The sequence below is a fragment of the [Flexibacter] sp. ATCC 35103 genome (assembly GCF_001975985.1).
Lineage (GTDB): Bacteria > Bacteroidota > Bacteroidia > Flavobacteriales > Flavobacteriaceae > Flavobacterium.
Map to the genome: position 1 here is coordinate 156,098 of NZ_MTQF01000012.1, position 20,176 is coordinate 176,273.

The 20,176-nt window shown below is 33.8% G+C and carries 19 protein-coding genes; 13 read left to right on the plus strand and 6 right to left on the minus strand.

All coding sequences use genetic code 11. The features are described from left to right. Window positions 1-51: 51 nt before the first annotated feature. From BXU01_RS21415 to leuB, 5 genes are all read left to right on the plus strand, one after another. Window positions 52-972: an AraC family transcriptional regulator gene (locus tag BXU01_RS21415; RefSeq protein WP_083695344.1), complete on the plus strand. Its 921-nt coding sequence runs from the start codon at window positions 52-54 to the stop codon at window positions 970-972. A 511-nt stretch (window positions 973-1,483) separates the two neighbouring features. Beyond that, complete coding sequence (gene leuC / locus BXU01_RS21420) at window positions 1,484-2,878, plus strand: 3-isopropylmalate dehydratase large subunit (protein WP_083695346.1); 1,395 nt, start codon at window positions 1,484-1,486, stop codon at window positions 2,876-2,878. A gap of 170 nt (window positions 2,879-3,048) precedes the next feature. Next, window positions 3,049-3,645, plus strand: coding sequence for a 3-isopropylmalate dehydratase small subunit (gene leuD / locus BXU01_RS21425; protein WP_007809710.1), 597 nt, complete (start codon window positions 3,049-3,051; stop codon window positions 3,643-3,645). Between the two features lie 259 nt (window positions 3,646-3,904). After that, window positions 3,905-5,428 (plus strand): alpha-isopropylmalate synthase regulatory domain-containing protein, encoded by a 1,524-nt coding sequence (locus BXU01_RS21430; RefSeq protein ID WP_083695349.1) that lies wholly within the window; start codon window positions 3,905-3,907, stop codon window positions 5,426-5,428. A gap of 111 nt (window positions 5,429-5,539) precedes the next feature. Further along, entirely contained in the window at window positions 5,540-6,601 is a 1,062-nt protein-coding gene (gene leuB, locus BXU01_RS21435) for a 3-isopropylmalate dehydrogenase (RefSeq protein WP_083695351.1), read from the plus strand. A 143-nt stretch (window positions 6,602-6,744) separates the two neighbouring features. Here the strand turns inward: leuB and BXU01_RS21440 are convergent, their stop codons facing one another. Both BXU01_RS21440 and BXU01_RS21445 read right to left on the minus strand, forming a co-directional pair. Continuing rightward, window positions 6,745-7,104 carry an RNA-binding protein gene (locus BXU01_RS21440; protein WP_026982652.1) on the minus strand — a complete coding sequence of 120 codons (360 nt, stop codon included), beginning with the start codon at window positions 7,102-7,104 and terminating at the stop codon, window positions 6,745-6,747. A gap of 132 nt (window positions 7,105-7,236) precedes the next feature. Continuing rightward, window positions 7,237-7,719 carry a DUF6252 family protein gene (locus BXU01_RS21445; RefSeq protein ID WP_083695354.1) on the minus strand — a complete coding sequence of 161 codons (483 nt, stop codon included), beginning with the start codon at window positions 7,717-7,719 and terminating at the stop codon, window positions 7,237-7,239. 188 nt (window positions 7,720-7,907) lie between these two features. On the opposite strand from BXU01_RS21445, the gene BXU01_RS21450 reads away from it, so the two are divergent. From BXU01_RS21450 to BXU01_RS21460, 3 genes are all read left to right on the plus strand, one after another. Further along, window positions 7,908-8,471, plus strand: a complete 564-nt coding sequence (locus BXU01_RS21450) for a 30S ribosomal protein S16 (protein WP_083695357.1) — start codon at window positions 7,908-7,910, stop codon at window positions 8,469-8,471. Window positions 8,472-8,486: 15 nt separating this feature from the next. Further along, entirely contained in the window at window positions 8,487-9,011 is a 525-nt protein-coding gene (rimM, locus tag BXU01_RS21455) for a ribosome maturation factor RimM (protein WP_083695359.1), read from the plus strand. A gap of 74 nt (window positions 9,012-9,085) precedes the next feature. Beyond that, window positions 9,086-9,799, plus strand: a complete 714-nt coding sequence (locus BXU01_RS21460; protein WP_083695362.1) for a tRNA1(Val) (adenine(37)-N6)-methyltransferase — start codon at window positions 9,086-9,088, stop codon at window positions 9,797-9,799. Here the strand turns inward: BXU01_RS21460 and BXU01_RS21465 are convergent. The 3 genes from BXU01_RS21465 to BXU01_RS21480 form a co-directional block, all read right to left on the minus strand. Continuing rightward, window positions 9,796-11,088: an HlyD family secretion protein gene (locus tag BXU01_RS21465; RefSeq protein WP_083695365.1), complete on the minus strand. Its 1,293-nt coding sequence runs from the start codon at window positions 11,086-11,088 to the stop codon at window positions 9,796-9,798. The two genes, BXU01_RS21460 and BXU01_RS21465, sit on opposite strands and share 4 nt — an antisense overlap. A gap of 3 nt (window positions 11,089-11,091) precedes the next feature. Further along, window positions 11,092-13,284: a peptidase domain-containing ABC transporter gene (locus BXU01_RS21470; protein WP_083695368.1), complete on the minus strand. Its 2,193-nt coding sequence runs from the start codon at window positions 13,282-13,284 to the stop codon at window positions 11,092-11,094. Window positions 13,285-13,842: 558 nt separating this feature from the next. Next, the gene (locus BXU01_RS21480; protein WP_083695374.1) at window positions 13,843-15,405 is read right to left on the minus strand and encodes a vitamin K epoxide reductase family protein; all 1,563 of its coding nucleotides are present in this window, start codon (window positions 15,403-15,405) and stop codon (window positions 13,843-13,845) included. Window positions 15,406-15,665: 260 nt separating this feature from the next. On the opposite strand from BXU01_RS21480, the gene BXU01_RS23515 reads away from it, so the two are divergent. The 3 genes from BXU01_RS23515 to BXU01_RS23525 are packed head-to-tail and all read left to right on the plus strand — an operon-like array spanning window position 15,666 to window position 16,116. Continuing rightward, entirely contained in the window at window positions 15,666-15,803 is a 138-nt protein-coding gene (locus BXU01_RS23515; RefSeq protein WP_123774131.1) for an rSAM-modified peptide, read from the plus strand. 18 nt (window positions 15,804-15,821) lie between these two features. Next, window positions 15,822-15,983: an rSAM-modified peptide gene (locus tag BXU01_RS23520; RefSeq protein WP_123774133.1), complete on the plus strand. Its 162-nt coding sequence runs from the start codon at window positions 15,822-15,824 to the stop codon at window positions 15,981-15,983. Between the two features lie 4 nt (window positions 15,984-15,987). Next, window positions 15,988-16,116, plus strand: coding sequence for an rSAM-modified peptide (locus BXU01_RS23525; protein WP_123774135.1), 129 nt, complete (start codon window positions 15,988-15,990; stop codon window positions 16,114-16,116). Window positions 16,117-16,150: 34 nt separating this feature from the next. Here BXU01_RS23525 and BXU01_RS21485 read toward each other — a convergent pair whose 3' ends face one another. Next, window positions 16,151-17,896, minus strand: a complete 1,746-nt coding sequence (locus BXU01_RS21485) for a helix-turn-helix domain-containing protein (protein ID WP_083695376.1) — start codon at window positions 17,894-17,896, stop codon at window positions 16,151-16,153. Window positions 17,897-18,062: 166 nt separating this feature from the next. On the opposite strand from BXU01_RS21485, the gene BXU01_RS21490 reads away from it, so the two are divergent. Both BXU01_RS21490 and BXU01_RS21495 read left to right on the plus strand, forming a co-directional pair. Then, on the plus strand, window positions 18,063-19,241 hold the full coding sequence (locus BXU01_RS21490) for an acyl-CoA dehydrogenase family protein (RefSeq protein WP_056244360.1): 1,179 nt from the start codon (window positions 18,063-18,065) through the stop codon (window positions 19,239-19,241). An 87-nt stretch (window positions 19,242-19,328) separates the two neighbouring features. Continuing rightward, window positions 19,329-20,111, plus strand: a complete 783-nt coding sequence (locus BXU01_RS21495; protein WP_083695378.1) for a DUF3050 domain-containing protein — start codon at window positions 19,329-19,331, stop codon at window positions 20,109-20,111. Window positions 20,112-20,176 lie beyond the last annotated feature (65 nt).

Here is a 20,176-nt window from a genome sequence, read left to right on the forward strand (position 1 = left end):
GTTTTGATAAGCTGTGCGGTATTGGTTTTTAATTTTTTATACCTTTATATCATGGAAAAGAAAAACAACAATCCGTCAAAAATTTCCTCAATATCACAATTTCATAGTTTGTTTCAGCTCCCAAAGCCGCTTCATCCTATGATTACCTTGGTTGATAATACCAAACTCATTATAAATGCTGATTTAACTAATAACCATTTTCTGCTCGATTTTTATAAAATATCTTATAAATATTCTACTAACGGAAAAATGGGTTACGGTCAGGGTTATTATGATTTTAATGAAGGCGGATTAATGTTTACTTCTCCCAATCAATTGATTTTTACCGATAATCAGGAAGGAGTTGAATATTTTGGCTATACACTGCTTTTTCATCCGGACTTTATTAGAAATTATCCTTTGGGAAAAACGATCAAAAAATATGGCTTTTTCTCTTATGATACCAATGAAGCGCTTCATCTTTCTGATAGCGAAAAAACAACTATTGTAGGATTATTAACCAGCATTGACAATGAACTTCATACGGCTATTGACGAAATGAGTCAGGATGTAGTTGTTTCTTATATCGATGTTTTACTTAATTATAGCAATCGTTTTTACAAACGTCAATTCATTACCAGAAAAACAATCAGCCACGATTTATTACTAAAAGTCGAAGAAACGCTGGACAATTATCTTAATAATGCCGAAACTCTAAAAAAAGGATTACCTACCGTGGATTTTCTTGCTTCACAAATCAATGTTTCTACTCATTATTTATCTGATATGCTCCGAAATTTAACCGGACAAAATGCTCAGCAGCACATTCATTCGAAACTAATTGAAAAATCAAAAGACTTTCTGATTTCTACCAATCTTTCGGTAGCAGAAATAGCGTATCAATTGGGTTTTGAATATCCTCAATCGTTTAGTAAACTTTTCAAAAAGAAAACCAACTTAACACCTTTGGAGTTTAAAAACTCATTGAATTAATCTTTAAAATTATCTTCTCTAACAGATCTCTTTTTACATTAAAAATCATAAAATTTCATAAAAATACACTTCTTGGATGTCGTAGTATTTTAATGAATTTTAGGGTATTTAAAATCTTCATAAATTGGCATTTAAAGCTATTAAAATCCAAAAAAGCAGAAACTTTAAAACAAATCAAATCTAATAATTATTACTATTTTAACTCATTTTGTTACATTTTTTTTAATAAAAACTTATATTTTATATTGATTTTGAGATAAATTTGCCAACTATTAAAATTAAAGCAATCAAATCAAAATTAACCTGAAAAGGAAAAGTAAAACCAATTTATATTCATTCTACAACCAAATCTTATTGCAAAAAAGTCAATCGCAATTTGTATTTAAGTTTGGGTATCGTATATAATGAAATATTCAAATTGACGCCCTTATATCTTTTTCTAATTTTGTTTTCCTATTATAATGAGCAGGAATTGCTGTGGTTATAGAATTACAATTAAAAAAAATAAAAAATGAGTAAGACATTATTTGACAAAGTATGGGATTCACATGTAGTGCGTAAAATTGAAGATGGACCAGATGTGTTTTTTATTGACCGCCATTTCATTCATGAAGTTACGAGTCCTGTTGCTTTTCTAGGATTAAAAGCCAGAGGCGTTAAGGTTTTATACCCGGAGCGTACTTTTGCAACTGCAGATCACAATACACCAACCATAAACCAACATTTACCAGTTGAAGATGCTCTATCTGCAAATCAGCTTAAAGCGCTTGAAGATAATGCTGCCGAATACGGAATTTCGCACTGGGGATTAGGTCACATTAAAAATGGAATTGTACACGTAGTTGGTCCTGAAAACGGAATTACTTTGCCAGGTGCTACTATTGTTTGTGGTGATTCTCACACTTCTACTCACGGTGCTTTTGGAGCGATTGCTTTTGGTATCGGAACTTCTGAGGTTGAAATGGTGCTTTCTACTCAATGTATTATGCAGCCAAAACCAAAGAAAATGCGTATCAACGTAAACGGTCAATTAAGTAAAGGCGTTGGCCCAAAAGACGTTGCGCTTTATATTATTGCTCAATTAACTACTTCTGGAGGAACAGGTTATTTTGTTGAATACGCCGGAGATGTTTTCGAAAACATGACGATGGAAGGTCGTATGACTGTTTGTAATCTAAGTATCGAAATGGGTGCTCGTGGTGGTATGATTGCTCCTGACCAAACTACTTTTGATTTCCTTGAAGGAAGATTATTTGCTCCAAAAGGAGAAGCCTGGACAAAAGCGGTTGAATACTGGAAAACTTTAAAAACGGATGCTGATGCTGTTTTTGATGCTGAATTAAACATCAAAGCTTCAGATATCGAGCCAATGATTACTTATGGTACTAATCCAGGAATGGGAATTGGTATCTCAAAACATATTCCGAACGCCAATCAAGTTGAAGGCGGTGAGGAAACATACAAAAAATCGTTAGCTTATATGGGCTTCCAGGAAGATGATGTGATGATTGGAAAACCAATTGATTACGTTTTCTTAGGAAGTTGTACAAACGGACGTATTGAAGATTTTAGGGCTTTCGCCGAAATTGTAAAAGGAAGAAAAAAAGCAGATAATGTTACCGCTTGGTTAGTTCCGGGTTCTCACGTTGTAGAAGCTCAAATTAAAGAAGAAGGTATTTTAGATATTCTGACAGAAGCTGGTTTTGTATTACGTCAGCCGGGTTGTTCGGCTTGTTTAGCAATGAACGACGATAAAGTTCCTGCTGGAAAATATGCGGTAAGTACTTCAAACAGAAACTTTGAAGGTCGCCAAGGTCCTGGTTCAAGAACATTATTAGCAAGCCCAATTATGGCTGCCGCTGCTGCTGTTACAGGAAAACTAACAGACCCGAGAGAGCTTTTTTAAAGATTTATGAATGAAGATTAACGATCTCTGATTTCAGATTTCAGCACACTTCATTAAAAAACCTTCTAAAATTTCAATTTACATTTTACAAAAAAATTTAACGATTACAGTTTTACGTTCTAACAATAAATCTAAAATCATAAATCGTTAATCAAAAATCAAAAATCAAAATGGCATACGATAAATTTAATATACTTACCAGCAGTGCAGTGCCGCTGCCAATTGAGAACGTAGATACAGATCAAATCATCCCGGCTCGTTTCTTAAAAGCTACAAAACGCGAAGGTTTTGGAGACAATCTTTTTAGAGACTGGAGATATAACGGAGACGATACTCCAAAAGCTGATTTCGTTTTGAACGATTCAACTTATAGCGGAAAAATCCTTGTTGGAGGAAAAAACTTTGGTTCAGGATCTTCAAGAGAACACGCTGCGTGGGCAGTTTACGATTACGGTTTTAGAGCTGTCGTTTCAAGTTTCTTCGCAGATATCTTTAAAGGAAACTGTTTAAATATTGGAGTTTTACCAGTTCAGGTTAGTCCGGAATTTGCAGACACAATTTTTAAAGCAATCGAAGCGGATCCAAATACGCAACTAGAAATCAACTTGCCAAACCAAACGATTACTTTATTGGCAACCGGTCAATCAGAATCTTTTGCGATTAACGGATATAAAAAGAACAATATGATTAATGGCTTTGATGACATTGATTATTTGCAAAATATTAAAGAAGATATCGTGGCTTTCGCCGATAAACTTCCGTATTAATAAAATCTCGTTCGATCTATTAGACCCGACAGGTTTTTGAAACCTGTCGGGTTTTTCTAAATTAAATTAGAAAATATAGAACGCAGATAAAACAGATTTGCTATCGCAAAAGCACGGATTAACGCGGATTTTCATTTTACCGAATACTAAAAATCCGTTTTTATCAGCGTCTTCGCGATAGCGAATCCGTAAAATCAGCGTCAAAAATTAAAATGCGGATATCAATTATATCCAACCCATTAGAAATTAGAATATCAATATGGAAAAAAGAAAAATTGAAATAATGGACACGACGCTCCGTGACGGTGAACAAACCTCAGGAGTATCTTTTTCTGCTGCAGAAAAACTTACCATTGCGCAATTATTGTTGGAGGAATTAAATATTGATAGAATCGAAATTGCTTCGGCTCGTGTAAGCGAAGGAGAATTTCAAGCTGTAAAAGGCATTACATCCTGGGCCGAAGAACGCGGATATATTGACCGTATCGAAGTACTTTCGTTTGTAGACGGAGGTGTCTCTATTGAATGGATGAAAAAAGCGGGGGCCAAAGTACAGAATTTATTGACCAAAGGTTCAATGAATCACCTGACGCATCAATTAAAAAAAACTCCGGAACAACATTTTTCTGAAATCGCTCAAATCATTGCTTTAGCAAAAGAAAACAATATCGAAACCAATGTTTATCTGGAAGACTGGAGCAACGGGATGCGAAATTCTCCAGAATATGTTTTTCAGTTTTTGGATTTTTTAGCTACTCAGCCTGTTAAACGAATTTTACTTCCTGATACTTTAGGCGTATTAGTTCCGTCTTTGACTTTTGAATTCATATCAAAAATAAGAGCAAAATATCCTCAAATTCATTTTGATTTTCACGCACATAACGATTACGATTTAAGTATTGCCAATGTTATGGAAGCTGTAAAAGCAGGCATAAACGGACTTCACGTTACAGTAAACGGAATGGGAGAACGCGCTGGAAATGCTCCGCTTGAAAGTACTGTTGCTGTGATAAATGATTACTTACCAGAAGTAAGCATCAACATAAAAGAGACTTCACTTTATACAGTTAGTAAATTAGTCGAAACTTTTACCGGATATAGAATCCCGGCAAATAAGCCAATTGTTGGTGATAATGTTTTTACACAAACTGCCGGAATTCACGCTGATGGCGACAATAAAAACAATTTATATTTTAATGATTTACTTCCGGAACGTTTTGGAAGAAAAAGAAAATACGCTTTAGGAAAAACTTCGGGCAAAGCCAATATCGAAAAAAATCTTCAGGAATTAGGTTTAAAATTAAATCCGGAAGATTTGAAATTGGTTACCCAAAGAATCATCGAATTAGGCGACAAAAAAGAAACTGTTACCAAGGAAGATCTTCCGTACATTATTTCAGATGTTCTGGACAGTCACACTTACCAAGATAAAATCACCATACAGTCTTACGTATTAATGCATTCAAAAGGAACACGTCCATCATCAACATTAAGTTTAAATCTTGATGGAGAAATCATTGAAGAACATGCACAAGGAGACGGTCAGTTTGATGCTTTTATGAATGCTTTATCCAAAATTTACAAAAGTAAAAAACTAACACTTCCTAAATTGATCGATTATGCCGTAAGAATCCCACCAGGAAGTAGTTCTGATGCTTTATGCGAAACGATCATCACCTGGACAAACAACGGAAAAGAATTTAAAACACGCGGTTTAGACTCCGATCAAACCGTTGCGGCGATTATAGCAACTCAAAAAATGCTTAATGTAGTCACCAATTAAAGGTTCAAAAGTTCAAAGTTTCAGAGGTACAGAGATTTCAAATCTTCGTCATTTCAGAAACTTTGAGCCTTTGAGCCTTTGTCACTTTGAACCTTAAATAACACACATAGAATGAAATTAAACATAGCCCTTTTAGCAGGAGACGGAATTGGTCCTGAGGTAATTAATGAAGCAGTAAAAGTATCTGATGCTATTGCAAAAAAATTCAATCACGAAATAACATGGACACCGGCATTAACCGGCGCAGCTGCGATTGATGCTGTTGGAGTTCCTTACCCAGATGAAACGCACGAAGTTTGTATGAAAGCCGATGCTGTTTTATTTGGAGCAATTGGTCATCCAAAATACGATAACGATCCAAGTGCACCAGTTCGTCCGGAGCAAGGATTATTATTAATGCGTAAAAAATTAGGGCTGTTTGCAAACGTACGTCCTACTTTTACCTTCCCTTCTTTGATTGATAATTCCCCTTTAAAAAGAGAAAGAATCGAAGGGACTGATTTGGTTTTCTTAAGAGAATTAACTGGCGGAATCTACTTTGGAGAAAAAGGAAGAAGAGATGACGGAGAAACTGCTTTTGACAATTGCGTTTATACAAGAGCAGAAGTTCAGCGTTTGGCTAAAAAAGGTTTTGAACTTGCAATGACCCGCAGCAAAAAATTATGTTGCGTTGATAAAGCAAATGTTTTGGAAACTTCTCGTTTATGGAGAGAAACAGTTCAGGCAATGGAAAAAGATTACCCGGAAGTTACGGTTTCTTACGAATTTGTTGATGCTGTTGCAATGCGTTTGGTACAATGGCCAAACTCTTATGATGTTTTGATTACAGAAAACTTATTTGGAGATATCTTAACAGATGAAGCTTCTGTAATTTCAGGTTCAATGGGATTAATGCCTTCTGCATCTGTGGGTGAACATACTTCTTTATACGAACCAATTCACGGATCTTATCCGCAAGCAACCGGATTAAATATTGCTAACCCGTTAGCGACTATTTTATCTGCAGCGATGATGTTCGAAGATGCTTTTGGACTAAAAGATGAAGCTGAAGCTATCAGAGCTGTTGTAAACAAATCATTAGAACAAGGAGTTGTTACAGAAGATTTAGCTGTAAAAGGATCAAAAGCATACAAAACCAGTGAAGTTGGAGACTGGCTTGTAGCTAACTTATAGTTTATTTTTTTTCAGGTTTCAAGTTTCAGGTTATTGGAACGTGAAACCTGAAACTTGAAACATATAAAACCTGAAACAAATTTTACTGCATAAAAAAAGGGATCAACATAAGTTGATCCCTTTTATATATTTAGAAAAAAATATTAATATCCTCCTCTGTTACCACCACGGTCATTTCCACCACGGCTGTTTCCTCCACCATAACCACCGCGTGAATCTCCACCACGACTGTTATTGTTGAAGCTTCTTCTTTCGCCTTCTGGTTTCGGTTCAGATTTATTAACCACAATTGCACGACCTTGAACAGTAGCTCCGTTCAATTCATCAATTGCTTTTTGAGCTTCAGCATCGTTTGGCATCTCAACAAAACCAAAACCTTTGCTTCTTCCTGTAAATTTATCAGTAATGATCTTAACTGAATCTACTGCTCCGTAAGCCTCGAAAGACTCTCTTAAATCTGCTTCCTCAATACTGAATGGAAGGCTTCCAACAAAAATGTTCATATGTACTTATTTATAATAATATAGCAAATGTAGTCTTATTTTTCTGTAATCTACTATATATTAGTTTATTTATGTTTTTATTTAGATTTAAAAAAATAAAAATCAAACAATTGTAAATGAAAAACTTAATTCTTAGTAGTTGGCAGTAATATTAACTGGAATTTTATAAAAAACCCCTTCTGTAAAATTAATCTCAGGCTTTTCGAGATTTCCTTTATCCTCATTTATTGCTTTAAATTTAAATGTCCCGGAGATCGTTTTAGTTTCTGTATTAAATTCTGTCACTATAATGTGCCCGCTTCCTCTATTCTCTCCTGTTGTAAATTGTTCTGATTGTGCAGGAAGACTATTAGAGTACATTACTGTCGTCGTATTGTCAATACCTAATATATATGTTTTTTGAGTTGGATATGGCATCTTAAAAGTCACTTTTTCGAAACCTAAAGCGCTTTCGATAATAAAATCTCCGTTTGTAGTTGTGTAAGCATTGTAACTCTGAGCCCTCCAAAAACTGTTGTCTTTTAAACCCTGAAACGCCGGATTATTGAATTTTACATCTTCAGTACAAGATATAAATAAAATAACTGTCATTAATAAATAAAAATATTTTTTCATAAAGTCATGAATTTGAGGCAAAAATACCGCATTTAATCAAATATGTAAAGTTGAAAAGTATTAAAAAACAGCAAGAATTTATCACAAACATATTTAATATAGTTTGGAACGGATAATTCATAAAAAAATTATATCTTTGCGCCCTTAATTAACAGAGGTCGAGTACCTCAAAATTTAATCATAAGATTATGTCAGTAAAAATTAGATTACAAAGACACGGTAAAAAAGGAAAACCTTTTTACTGGGTTGTAGCTGCAGATGCACGCTCAAAAAGAGATGGTAAATACTTAGAGAAAATCGGTACTTACAATCCAAACACTAACCCGGCAACTATCGACTTAAACCTTGATAGTGCAGTTAAATGGTTACACAATGGTGCACAACCAACTGATACTGCAAGAGCAATTCTTTCTTACAAAGGTGCTTTATTGAAACACCACCTTGATGGAGGTATTCGTAAAGGTGCTTTAACTCAAGAGCAAGCTGATGCTAAATTATCTGCTTGGTTAGATGCTAAAGCTGGAAAAGTTGATGCTAAAAAAGACGGTTTAACAAAAGCGCAAGCTGATGCTAAAGCTAAAGCTTTTAAAGCAGAACAAGAAGTTAACGCTAAACGTTTAGCTGCTGCAGCTCAAGCTGAAGCTGATGCTATCGCTGCTGCAACTCCTGCAGTTGAAGAAGAAGTTGCTGAAGTTGAATCAACTGAAGAAACTCCTGCTGCTGAAGAAAATAACGAAACAACTGAAGCATAATTATAATTAGCGAGAATGCGTAAAGAAGAATGTTTTTATTTAGGTAAAATCGCTAAAAAATTTAGTTTCAAAGGTGAAGTTCTGGCTTATTTAGACACGGACGAACCTGAGTTATACGAAAATCTGGAATCAGTGTTTGTTGAATGCAACAAACACCTGGTTCCTTTTTTTATTGAAAAAAGTTCATTGCATAAAAACGATTTTTTAAGAATTCGTTTTGAAGACATGAACACAGAAGAAGATGCAGACGCCATTATGGGCAATGCCATTTATCTTCCTTTAAATATGTTACCAAAACTTAGTGGTAACAAATTTTATTTCCACGAAGTTATCGGTTTTGAAATCGAAGACCAACGTTTAGGTATTTTTGGTAAAATTGTTGCCGTAAATGACACTACCGCACAGCCTCTTTTTGAAGTTCTAAATGGTGAAGTAGAAATGCTAATTCCAATGATTGATCATTTCCTTGTAAAAATTGATCGTGAAAATAAAAAAGTCATCATGAACCTTCCGGAAGGATTGATAGAGATGTACTTGTAAAAAGTTCTCAGCTTTCGGTCACAGTTTTCAGTTGCTCAGTTTTCTTAAATATCTTTATTTTAAATTTTTCAGCAATGTCTAAATTCACTTTCAAGCAATTTTCTATAGAACAAGATAAAACTGCGATGAAAGTTGGCACAGATGGTGTTTTATTAGGCGCATGGGCTCCTATAAACCACAATCCATTTAGTGTATTGGATATTGGCGCCGGAACCGGAATTATTGCTTTGATGCTTGCTCAGCGAACTCACGCTGAACAAATTGACGCTCTTGAAATTGACGAAGACGCTTATGAACAAGCAGTCGACAATTTCGAAAACTCTCCCTGGGGCGATCGTTTATTTTGTTTTCATGCAGGTTTAGATGAATTTATCGAAGAACCGGAAGACGAATATGATTTGATTGTTTCGAATCCTCCTTTTTATGCCGAAGATTACAAAACTGAAAACGAACAGCGTGATTTGGCACGTTTTCAAGATGCAATGCCTTTTGAGGAATTAATCGAAGCTGCTGATTTATTACTTTCCGAAAACGGAATATTTGCCGTAATTCTTCCGTTTAAAGAAGAAAAAAACTTTATTTCTTTAGCAAAAGAGTCCGAATTATATCCAATAAAAATTACTCGTGTAAAAGGAAATTCAACATCGGCAATAAAACGTTGTTTATTGGCTTTTAGCCGAAATGAAAATTCAGAAACTGAAATCGATGAATTAATTATCGAAATCGACAGACATGTTTACACTTCGGAATACATAGAATTAACCAAAGAATTTTATTTGAAATTTTAAACCTGTTCAAAAATACTTTTGAACTGATAAAGTATCCTTTCAATTAGTCGAAGGTCTTCAGTTACGATTTCTGCGCTTCCTTTCATTTCCTGCTGAAACACAATTTGTTTTTTATAAGAGGTCTGCAATCCATTTGGCAGGGCTACATCCAGCAATAAATTCCCGTCTTTATCCGGAACCAATGAAATATTCTGGATCTTACCTTTTAGCACCCCAAATTCACGATCAGGAAAATTGGCCAGCCTGATATTAACCACTTGTCCCACTTTTATCTTTCCTGAATTTAAAGCCGGAGCTTTTACTTTCCCCACAAAACCATTTTTGGTATCGGGAATAATCGAAAAAACATTATCGCCAACATTTATAGTCTGGTTCTCTGTCCAGACCTGCAAGAAAGTAACCACACCACTAACAGATGATTTTAAAGCATAAGTAAGTTCCCAGTCTTTTATTACTTTTTTTAACTGATAGAAAGATTGCGCCATGTTTCTTCCTAGCGTAACTTCTTCTTTAGTGCCACTTATTTGCGTATTCTGACTTAATTTTGAATTATCAATCAAAGAGGACCTCAACTGAGAAATAGACGTCAGAAGGCCTTTATAATTCTTTTGAGCCTGAAGATATCCTAGCTTCTTGGCTTCCATTTCCTGTGCCGAAATAATACCTTTCCCAAAAAGGGTTTCAAAACGGGCAATTTCATTTTTCTGAAGCTGCAATTCGCTTTCGTTGATCACTTTTTGCTGCTGCAGGATTTCCAGTCTTTCCTTAATCTGAATTTTTTCAGAAACCTGGGCTCTGTTCTCCACTTCAAAAGGCTGCAGGTTCTTGTTAAGCTGTTCTGCCTGATAATCTTTCTGGAAAACAGCAAAAGCGCTTTCAATTTCGCCCAATTGTGCGTTTTTCAGCAAACCAAAAGGAAAAGCGCTCTTGGGATTGTTGATATTATAAGCATCAACGATTTTCTTTAATAAAAAAACATCTTTATAGTTGGCCGTATTCTCGATAATAGCCAATGTACTATTTTTTGAAACTAACGCTTTGTCTTTTACCAAAATAGCCTCTATACGGCCTGAGGATTTTGAAACAATTTTCTCCGGGGGAATATTGGTGGTAATGACAATCTGGGTATTGACAACATCTGGATATTTTATGAACCAGGATACAAAAAAGAGCATAAAGATAATTACGAATATCAAAACGGTTCCCCAGCGTATCATCCAGTGTGGTACTTTGGTGAGAATGTCCTGAACTTCTTCACTTCTTAATTCAAATGCGGTATCTTCAGCCATGATTTAATTTCCTAATTGTAATTGATTTTTTACCAGCTCAAAATAATTCCCTTTTTGCTCTACCAGAGCCGAATGATTTCCTATTTCGATAATTTTTCCCTTGTCGAGAACTACAATCTGATCTGCATTCATAACCGTGCTTAATCGGTGCGCGATTACCACAACCGTTTTATCCTTAAAGAAAACATCGAGCTTTTGCATAATCTCTTTTTCATTATTGGCATCCAAGGCGGAGGTGGCTTCATCAAAAAATAAGATTTCAGGATTTTTATAAACAGCTCTTGCAATAAGCAAACGTTGTTTCTGTCCGGTACTCATGCCCACTCCTTCAGCACCAATTTTAGTATTATAACCAAGGGGCAAACCACTGATATATTCTTTTATATTAGCAACATCTGATGCATAAACCAACCGTTCCTTATCGACTTTATCTACACCAATGGCAATATTATTGGCAATGGTATCGCTAAAGATGAAACCTTCCTGCATGACGGCACCAATATTGGAGCGCCAGGCTCTTTGCGAAATATTCTTCAGTTGTGTATTGCCTATAATTACTTCTCCTTTTTCAGGCTCATAAAATTTAAGCAGCAATTTCATTAGGGTTGTTTTCCCGCTTCCGCTGACGCCCACAATTGCAGTTACTTTATTAGCTGGAATCTTTAAGGTCAAATTATCCAGAACAGGGATATCAGAACCCAGATATCGATACGAAAGCTCCTTTATATCAATATCTGAATCGTAGGGTACATCACTTGTCTGATGAATTTCCTGCTGGGTCTCATCTTCTTTCTCATGAATTTCAGACAATCTGGCGAGTGATATTTTAGCATCCTGAAGCTCTCTCACAAATTCTATAAGTTGTGTAATTGGCCCGTTTAAACTTCCTACAATCGAGCTTATCGCCAGCATCATACCAAGTGTGATAGAACCATCGATGACCAATTTTGCGGAAAGAAATATAATAAAGATATTTTTTAATTCGTTGATTACTGATGAACCAATGGTTTGTGTCTGTTCTAATACCAGACCTTTTATCGAAACCCTGAAAAGTCTTGCCTGAACATATTCCCATCCCCAGCGTTTTTGTTTTTCGGCATTGTGAAGCTTTATTTCCTGCATTCCGTTAATAAGTTCCATTACTTTGCTTTGTTCCTGAGAAACCTCGGCAAAACGCTTGTAATCCAAAACCTCCCTGCGTTTTAAAAACAAAGTAATCCATCCAAAATAAAGTATGCTTCCGATAAAAAACACAAAAAAGATCTTTAAATTAAAATAAGCCAGAACACCGCCAAGAACAAACATATTGATAACAGAAAACAAGACATTTAATGATGATGTAGTCAGAATTTTTTCGATTCTTCTATGATCGTTAATACGCTGCATAATGTCTCCGGTCATTCGTACATCAAAAAACGAAATAGGCAAATTCATTAATTTAATAAAGAAATCCGAAATAAGCGAAATATTAATACGGGTAGAAAGATGTAATAATATCCAACTTCTTATAAGTTCCAAACCTATTTTTCCAGCAAAAAGAAATAGTTGGGCAAAAAGAATTAAGTAAATAAAATGAATGTTCTGATTTTGGATTCCAACATCAACAATACTTTGGGTTAAAAACGGAAATATTAGCTGTAATAAACTACTGGCCAGTAAACCTATGCTTAATTGGGTTAAAAACGACTTATATCGCAATACATATTGCGACAATAATTTAAAGCCCAAACCGCTGTTTTCTTCCTTGTCAAATTCAGACTGAAAAAATTTTGGTGAAGCTTCCATCAATAAGGCAACACCTTCCTGGGTAGAATCGTCTGCATTGTTTCCGATCCAAAATTTAAGAAAATCCTCTTTGTTATATTCAATTAAGCCAAAGGCAGGATCCGAAATATAATAAACCTCTTTTTTAATTTTATAAAGAACCACATAATGATTTTTATTCCAATGCAGAATACAAGGTAACGGCGCTTCTTTTAATCGCTCCAGATTTAATTTTACCCCTAAGGTCCTGAAACCTATTTTCTCTGCTGCATCACTCAAAAAAAGCAAGTTACTTCCTTCACGAGTTGTTTCGCTAATGTCCCTCAACTCCTGAATCTGGATTGTTTTGCCGTAATGCTTAGCAATAATCTTTAAACATGTAGGACCACAATCTTTATAATCTGCCTGCTTATAATTGGTAAATTTCTTCAACTTATAGCTATTAATTTCAGAGCAATTTAAGATTAAATTTCTTGATTTGACATAAAAAAACAGAGAAGATTAGATCTTCTCTGTCAGGTATTTAAAAGCATATTTATTAGAAATACAATTTCTGTAGGACATGGCACTGGTTAACCCTAACCAAATAAAATCAACTCAGTGACCAATTTTCCTAAGAATCCCTACACCAATCATCAATGTGGGGAAATTGCTCAATGTTCCACGATCGAGCGCCTACAAATTAAAAAAAACATGACTAAATTCTAAAAAAGGCTGTACTGTACTTCTATCAAAACGCTAAAAATTAACAACAAAGGCGACTTGTTTCACAAATTCCTGCTAATGTATTCACAGGACAAGTTCCTCCTACGGGTATTAAAACACAACCAGCTTCTATAGCATAAACCCAACATTCAGGTATTCCTCCTTTTATTGTTTTTTGCTCATTTTTGCTTATGTGTTGAGCACTCTCTAAATTCAAAATCTTCTTTAACATATATCGTGCTAAAAATTAAATCTTAATAATATCATTCAAATCTGTCAAAAGCTTTATGCTATCTTTTTTTCCAGGATTTCAATTTCTTCAACAAAATCATTTAAGAAATATTTTAATTCACTCAATTCGTATTCACTAGGAAATACTCTTTCGTTTACAATTTTAACTGGTGTATAATTAAAATTATTCTTAGAACACCATTCGTATTGTTTTTGTATTTCCTGATTAATCATTATACTTACAGAATCTACGTGCCATTTCTTTAACCATTTTTTAAGGCCAATTTTTTTAATATGCCAGTCAGATATAGCCTCTACCGTTTTGCCCGGAGTGGCTCTGTTTATAGCTAAAAGCCTTTCTACAACAGCCTTGTATGGATTCTCTACATTTTCAGGATTAATATTGAACAATACATTTAAAAAAATCTTGTCCGGAAATCTTAAAACCAAATCAAATGCTTCCTGAAATGTTTTATGACAATGTTCGCAACTTGGACTTATAATAATCGAAAGTTTTACTGCCGCATTTCTATTTCCAAAATTCAAACCTCTTAAATCTTCAAATCCATTGGTATATGGAACTTTCTTTGAAAGGAAATTCAATAAAGAATAATTTCTTTTGAATTTTTTCATCTCTTTAAGAGAACTTTCACTAGCCAATATATTTTTTATCATTGTTTTTAATATTGACCAAATTGGCAACAGGAGAAGAACAGCGAATAAAAACGGGAACATCTCACCAAAACTAAAACTCAATGTAAATAAATCTGATGCAAACCATATTACACTTTGTGCAAAAATAAAACCCGAAACTACCAGGCACATTACACACCACTTTTGAATTTCAAATTTTTGAATCCAAATCGAAGATACAATCACCGGAATAGCCAATAAGCTTAAAAAACCAACGAAAATCGCAGATTGCAAAGGCTGTACTAAAATGGCAATTAAACCTGAACCAAAGAAAATAAGCGGTAGATCAGAAAAATTGATCCAATTATTACTCCCTATTCCCTGGTTTCCATTAATAACTGAGCTACAAGATGAATTAGAACTTAGATTACAAAATCTTGAAATAATACTATTTTTAAAACCTAATTTTTCCTGAACAATAAGCACACTAACAATAAGTCCTAAAATAGATGTGATTAAAAAAACAAGACTAAATACATTATATGTATTGTAGTAAAACGATAATCCTACTACTAATAATAATGGTAAAGTATATTTTAACCAGCTGTATTCAACTTTCAGGTTTTCTCTGCCAACTACATTATTTGGTTCTATTGCAACAATTACTCCGTTCCAGTCTAAAAGGAATTTTTCATACGACATTTTTAAGCTTCCTTTTTTAATGGTATTAATACGAACGAAATTTTTCGCTTTTTCTACCAATATAAGTTCCTCTTTAAAATAAGCTAAAAAGTTCGATGGCAAATCTACTATTTGTTCTTTCGAAACTCTTACCGCAGCATTCTCTACAGACAATAAATCGAGAGAATCTGTTATTGCAAATAAACTAGGGTAATTAGGATGAGAAAGAAACAAATCCTTAAACTCATTTTTAATTTCCGAGTATCTATTTATTTGTAGAAATTTTTGGACAAGTTTTAACATTTTTACGAATCTTTAAAATCATAATTACAATGCAAATATTGCTGTTTTTATTGGAAAAAAAACGCCGTTAGCACACATTTTATCAATTATACTACATACAATTTATAAATTATATCAGTCTGAATGAAAGAACTAAAACATTGATATACAGTTATTTAAATTGATTAAATTTACAACAAAATCCTCAAAACCCTAATCTCGATTAAGGGTTTTGCTTTTTGTCTAGTTTTGATAAATCATAAACTCTAATACACACAAACATGACAAATCAAGGATTAAATTTCGAAGTTTTTGAAAATGAAAAATTATCTAAAAGCCATCAAAAAACAGTTCGTGGTGGTGATGATGAACCAACAAAAGGAAATGGAAACGGAAATACCCAACCAGCAACAAAATAGAAATAAATATAAATAGATATGAAAAATTATAAATTAAAACTACAGGACTTTGAAAATAGCACATTATCTAAAAGTCAACAAAAAACAGTTCGAGGCGGTGATGGTGAAGAACCTACCAAAGGAAACGGAAACGGAAATACTCAGGAAACAATAAATAACACTAATACAAATAATAAATAAAAAGATGAAAAATTGTAAATTGAATTTCGAAGATTTTGAAAATGAAAAATTATCTAAAAATCAACAAAAAACTGTTCTTGGCGGGAATGAAGAACCTACAAAAGGAAACGGAAACGGAAATGGTCATCCTTGAGAATTGATATCTTATAAAAAATAAGCCTTTTTAATTATAAATTATTCGCAAATTGAGCTGGAGATACTCCAGTTCTTTTGCGAAATGATTTAGCAAATGATACCGCATTTTTAAACCCTACACTTTCTGCAATAGCCTGAGTAGAATATTTGCGATACATATGATTGGTAATCATTTCGTTAATCACATAATTGATTTTAAGTTCATTCGAATATTCTCCAAATGATTTACCAAATCGTTTATTAACAACGTATGATAGGTAAGTTGTATTTGTTTTGATCTTTTTAGCCACATAAGGCAGCGTGAAATCGGCATTTAAATATTCGTGTTTGCTTTCGAGTGCCAATAGTTTCTCTACTATTTTGTTTTCTTTGGCTTCATCAATACTTAAATTGACATTTTCTTTTTTAGAGTGAACTTCCTCTTCATGTTCAATTAAAACCTCCTCAATTTCAGGTTGGTTTTTCTTTTCCAGATTCGCTTTAAACTCTTCAATCAGGGCATTCATCTTTTTATGAGCCTTATTTTTATCTCTTATGTTTTTAATTAATAAAAAAACAATTCCAACAAATAAAACGACATAAAATACTCTCAATGCTTTAGTTAAAAAAACGTCGTATTTGTATTTTTCCCTGATGGTGACCATTTCATCAGTCAAACCTCCTACGCCCAGCTTGTAATTTACTTCTAAAATCTGATCGTTTAATTTTGCTTCGGATTTTTCATAATTATCCAAATAAATTTTTGAATGTTTATAAGCCAGATCGGGCTCTTTGAGGATGTTGTAAATTTTTGCCTGAAAATAATTTGACTTTAAATAATCCAGTTCGTTATTCTTTGTTATAGCGCCAATTGAATCAGATTTTTTAAAAAACACTAATGCTTTATCATACTTTTTTGTAGTATAATAAATGTCTCCCAAATTATAATTTGCTGAACACAACAATTGCTGCATATTGTTTTGATGAGCGAGAAAAACAATGTCATAATATGTTTTTTCAGCATCTTCGTATTCCTTGAGCACGCTATAAATATTCCCCAGGCTTAATTTTGCCACAATCTTGTTATCTGTAAAATTCTGTGAATAACTGATTGTTTTTTTATAAAAATATTCCGCTGAATCCAGTAAGAATCTTTGTTTAGAATTTTTCATATAATAATTTTCATATGAACCTGCTAAACTCAGATTGATATTACTTTTATTATTTAAATACTGTTCTCTGGTATAAACACCTTGATTCTTATCTACAAAATCATTAAGTTGTCTTAAATCTTTAATAGCTAAACGATAATTACCTACAGCATCGTTTATGGAGGCTATATTATTTTTAAATTTTACAATTTGAATAACATCTCCAATTTGTGTCGAAAGTTTAATTCCCTGCTGGTAATTATCCAGGGCTGCGCTAAAATTTCCTCTTTTCCATTCTGAGAGGCCGGCATAATTATATAAGTATGTTTTTAATTGAATTTTATCTTCTGAATCGGTCATTTTTTCCAAATAATTAAATGCCAGTTGATATTTTTGTTTTGATTTTACTGCATTTCCTTTCAACTGAAATAAGTATGACAAAGCACCATTTGAGAAGGCCAAATGTTTATAATTATTAGATTTCGCCATTTTATTGGCATATACTACAGCACTATCGACATTTACGTTAATATTTAATCGAATTTTGTCTTGTAATACGATATACTCTTGTTCCGTTAATGCACTTTTTTGCTGAGCAAATGCACTATTCAGAACAAAAAAGAGTAAAAAAGAGATGATCAGCCTCATTAAAATTGTTTTTGGAATCTCAAAAATAGCTTATAAATTTTCAATAAACTAAAATTTATTCGTCTTTATATTATTTTTCTTCTTTAACAATCGTAAAAATATAACAATTTAACGTTGTTTTGTTATATTTTTATTACGTAAATTTGTTTTGTAAAACTATCAAAAAATGAAACCAGACTTATTTCAAGCTCCAGATTATTATAACCTAGACGATTTGCTTACAGACGAACATAAATTAGTTCGTGAATCTGCTCGTGCATGGGTAAAAAGAGAAGTTTCTCCTATTATAGAAGAATATGCTCAAAAAGCAGAATTTCCAAAACAAATTATAAAAGGACTTGGAGAAATCGGCGGTTTCGGACCTTATATTCCAGTTGAATACGGCGGCGCAGGATTAGACCAAATTTCATATGGTTTAATTATGCAGGAAATTGAGCGCGGAGATTCTGGCGTAAGATCGACCTCATCTGTTCAGTCTTCTTTAGTTATGTACCCAATCTGGAAATACGGAAACGAAGAACAACGCATGAAATATTTACCAAAACTGGCCACAGGAGAATTCATGGGCTGTTTTGGCCTGACTGAACCAGATCATGGTTCTGATCCGGGAAGTATGATTACTAATTTTAAGGATATGGGTGATCATTATCTTTTAAATGGTGCCAAAATGTGGATTTCGAATGCTCCTTTTGCTGATATTGCTGTTGTTTGGGCAAAAAACGAAGAAGGACGAATTCACGGATTAATTGTAGAACGCGGTATGGAGGGTTTTACAACTCCAGAAACACATAATAAATGGTCACTTCGTGCATCCTCAACTGGAGAATTGATTTTTGACAATGTAAAAGTTCCTAAAGAAAATCTATTACCTAATAAATCAGGTTTAGGCGCTCCGCTTGGCTGTTTGGATTCTGCCCGATACGGAATTGCGTGGGGAGCAATTGGTGCAGCAATGGATTGTTATGATACTGCTTTACGTTATTCGAAAGAAAGAATTCAGTTTGGGAAACCAATTGGCGGAACTCAATTACAACAGAAAAAACTGGCAGAAATGATTACCGAAATCACAAAAGCGCAATTATTAACCTGGCGTTTAGGTGTTTTAAGAAACGAAGGAAAAGCTACAACTTCACAAATTTCAATGGCAAAACGTAACAATGTTGATATGGCAATTCATATCGCCAGAGAAGCCAGACAAATGTTGGGGGGAATGGGAATTACAGGCGAATACTCGATTATGCGCCATATGATGAACCTCGAAAGTGTGATTACTTATGAAGGAACCCATGACATTCATTTACTAATTACGGGAATGGATGTAACTGGAATTCCAGCTTTTAAATAGTCAACAACTATTAAAATATATACAAAAACAATATAAAAAGCTTCTTCTAACCGAGAAGCTTTTTATATTTGCACAAAATTTACGAAAATGAATATTGAAACTATAAACAATAGCATTCAACCTCAAAAAGACCAACTTTTAAACCATTCTTTATACAATAAAATCCAAAGTATCGACGACTTGCATAGTTTCCTAGAAAGTCATGTTTTTGCGGTTTGGGATTTTATGTCTTTATTAAAAGCTTTACAAGCAAAACTTACCTGTACAACAACACCTTGGTTTGCTACAAAAAATCCGGAAACAAGATATTTAATCAATGAAATTGTTCTGGCCGAAGAAACTGATTTAACAATTGACGGAAGAAGACAAAGTCATTATGAAATGTATCTGGAAGCAATGGAAGATTGTGGTGCTGATACAAACGGAATCAATACCTTTTTATATGAAGTACATTCGCTGCACAACATTTTTGTTGCGATAAAACAAAGTTCATTACATCCGGATATAAAGGCGTTTTTAGATTTTACTTTTAGAGTTATCGAAGAAGGAAAACCGCATCAAATTGCTGCTGCATTTACTTTTGGGAGAGAAGATCTAATCCCGAGTATGTTTACGGCGATCCTGAAAAACTTTCAAAAAAATCTTCCCGATACAAATTTGAGTAAACTTCTGTATTATTTTGAAAGACATATAGAATTAGATGCAGATGAACATGGACCAATGGCGATGCAAATGATTACTGATTTATGTGAAGATGATGACCAAAAATGGAAAGAGGTTGAAGAAATTTCTATCCTGGCTTTAGAAAAACGAATTGGACTCTGGAATGCCATCGAAGAACAAATTCTCATGAAAACAGAAATGGTGTAAAACCAAAACAAGTTATATAACGTAACTATTTGTTTAAAATGACCTGAAACTTAATTTATCTAAAT